General features: G+C 77.6%; 2 protein-coding genes, 1 pseudogene and 1 riboswitch. Of the genes and pseudogenes, 2 read left to right on the forward strand and 1 reads right to left on the reverse strand.

Going from position 1 to position 2,588, the window contains the following annotated elements; translation table 11 throughout:
• The first annotated feature begins 63 nt into the window (after positions 1-63).
• Positions 64-477, forward strand: coding sequence for a LuxR C-terminal-related transcriptional regulator (locus C1A33_RS23485; protein ID WP_243407873.1), 414 nt, complete (start codon positions 64-66; stop codon positions 475-477).
• Between the two features lie 134 nt (positions 478-611).
• On the opposite strand, the gene C1A33_RS23490 is transcribed toward C1A33_RS23485, so the two are convergent.
• A complete protein-coding gene (locus C1A33_RS23490; RefSeq protein WP_243407874.1) occupies positions 612-1,775 on the reverse strand; it encodes a pentapeptide repeat-containing protein in 1,164 nt (387 codons plus the stop codon).
• Positions 1,776-1,836: 61 nt separating this feature from the next.
• Positions 1,837-1,938, forward strand: a riboswitch (cobalamin riboswitch).
• 459 nt (positions 1,939-2,397) lie between these two features.
• Between C1A33_RS23490 and C1A33_RS23495 the strand changes: the two are divergent.
• A pseudogene (locus C1A33_RS23495) lies at positions 2,398-2,588 on the forward strand (ATP-binding protein); the annotation flags it as partial.

A 2,588-nucleotide genomic window follows, 5' to 3' on the forward strand; every position in this document is an offset into this window, starting at 1 on the left:
CACCGTGCTCGCCGCCCTGCGTGCCGGCGCCGGCGGGTTCCTGCTCAAGGACGGACGCCCGAGGTGATCGTCCTGACCACCTTCGACGCCGACGACACCGTGCTCGCCGCCCTGCGTGCCGGCGCCGGCGGGTTCCTGCTCAAGGACGCCCCACCGGCGCGCATCGTCGAGGCGGTGTGCCGCGTCGCCGCCGGCGAACCGATCCTCGCCCCGGCCATCACCCGCCGCCTGCTCGAGCGCACCACCGCCGAGGCCGGCGCCCACACCCGCGCCCGCGGGGCGCTCGCCGCGCTCACCCCCCGCGAACACGCCGTCGCCCTCGCCGTCGGCCACGGCGACACCAACGCGCAGATCGCCGAGACGCTGCACGTCAGCGTCGCCACCGTCAAGGCACACCTGACGCGCATCCTCGCCCGCCTTCAGCTGTCCAACCGCACCCAGCTCGCCCTGCTCGTCCACGACGCCGGCCTCCTCTGAGCGCGTCGGCGGCCGCGGGGGTGCTGGCCGGTCAGCCGGTGGGCGCGGGCGACGGGCCGGGGCAGTAGGGCTGGGCGCCGATCGAGGGGTAGTAGAGAGGAGTGGTAGAGCAGTGCCTCGGACGGCGTGCGGCATTACCGTCCGCGACTGCGGCCGCCTCGGCCGCGTTCCCGTGCGACGGTGCGGCCGCCGCCGTCAGCGGCGCCCGGCCGGGGCTTCGCCGGCCGCGTGCGCCGGCCGGTGGCGGGATTCGCGGCGGCGGGGGTGGCGAGCCAGTGCGTGGGCAGCGGCACCGCGGCCGGCGCGGCGGTGGCCGCGTCGCCGCGGGCCGCATGCAGCTGGGAGGGGGTGAGGAACAGCGCGTCGGTGAGGGTCGCGCCGCGCAGGTCGGCGCCGCGTAGATCCGCGCCGCGCAGGTCGGCGCGGCGCAGATCCGCCCCGCGCAGGTCCGCGCCGAGCAGCAGCCGGCCGGTGAGGTCCGCGCCGCGCAGGTCCGCGCCGGCCAGGCGGGCGCCGACCAGGTCGCCGGCGAGGGCCGGGGGACGGGTGCCGGCGCGCAGCAGGGCGCTGGCCGCGGTGAGCGCGCCGTTTGCGTCGCGGTGCAGGGCGGGCAGGTCGGCGGCGAGCAGCGTGTCCGCGTCCGCGTCGGTGAGGGTGAGCGTGAGCGCCCACACGGCGCGCACCTCGGCGAGCACCGGCCCGGCTCCGCGTGCGGTTCCGGTTGCGGGGACCGTGCGACGCTCGGCGGTGTCGGGCTCGGCGAGGCGGGTCAGGGCTTCGGCGAGATGGTGCAGCGTCTCGTGCAGGGCGCGCATCACGGCGAACGCGTCGAACATCCGCGTCGCGGTGTCGGGACGGGTACGCCAGTCGACGCCGGCGAAGGTGTGCTCGGTGATCCGCTGGCCGGCGCCGAGGCAGTCGAACGCGACACAGCCGTGGAATCCGCGCTCGCGCAGCTCGCCGTGCACCCCGCAGGTGAACGCGGCCGTCAGGTTCCGGCAGGGCACTCCCGGCGGTTTGCTGATCGGGAAGTCAGCGGAGGCGGCGAAGCCGGGAGCGACGCAGCACAGCCCGGCGCAGCGACCGCAGTCCGCGCGCAGCCCGGCCCGCACCGCCGCCACCGCGCTCATCGGCGGCGACGTGGCGGACTGGACGGTGACCGCCGACGCGCTCACGGCCAGCGGTGAGGTGGTGGACGTCGCGCTGGGCGCCGCGGTCGGTGACGGCGCGCAGCCCGCCGGCGGCAGCGGCGCGCTGTGACGTCCGTCGCCGCCGGGGGTGGCGTGGGCGTCGGTCATCACGGGCGGCCTCCTCGACCTCGACGGATATGTCATGCTGGCGGACGCGACAGCGTGCGGAGGAAGCCGGTGGGAATCCGGCGCGGTCCCGCCACTGTCACCGGGGAGCGTCACCGTCCCGGAGGGTCACCTCGCGCGCATCCGTCTCACGCGTGCAGGCGACCCGCCGGCGCACGTCCGGACGCGTGGGACAGGGGACGGACCCGTGGCCCGCGGGTTCGGCGACGGGCCACGGCCGCCGAGCGCGGCTGGAAGGCCGGCGGCGCACGCCGCGATCCGGGAGCCAGGATACTCCGGCTGTCGCGGGCCGATCACCACGGGCGAGGACCCTGGGAGGACTGAGAACGTTGCGCATGCCCGCCCCACCCGCCACATCCGCGGCGCGCCCGCCGGTGCCGCCACGCCGCGCCGCGCACCCGCCGCGCATCCGACCCGCCGGTCGAGGTCGCGCACCCACGACGGCTGGGTCGCCGTCGCGTCCCGCGTCGCGCGCGCACCGGTCGCACCACACGCCGCGGGGACCCGTGCGGCCCTGCGCGTACACCCCGGTCTCGGCGCCGGGTGCGGTCCTGGCGGGCCGGCGGTGGTGAGCGTGAGCTTCCCGCTGGCGGCCGTGGTCGGCATGGACGACCTGCGTCTGGCGCTGCTGCTCAACGCCGTGGACCCGACGCTGGGCGGCGTGCTCGTGCGCGGGGAGAAGGGGACCGCGAAGTCGACGGCCGTGCGCGGTCTCGCCGCCCTGCTCGCCCCCATCGACGTGCTCGCCGGCTGCCGCTTCGCCTGCGACCCGCACACCCCCGACCCGCACTGCCC

It is taken from the genome of Frankia canadensis, assembly GCF_900197875.1.
GTDB classification, from domain to species: domain Bacteria; phylum Actinomycetota; class Actinomycetes; order Frankiales; family Frankiaceae; genus Frankia; species Frankia canadensis.

Excerpts from the sequence above, each read along its gene's own strand:
- C1A33_RS23490 (WP_243407874.1), bottom strand. The coding sequence starts at position 1,775 with ATGACCGACGCCCACGCCACCCCCGGCGGCGACGGACGTCACAGCGCG.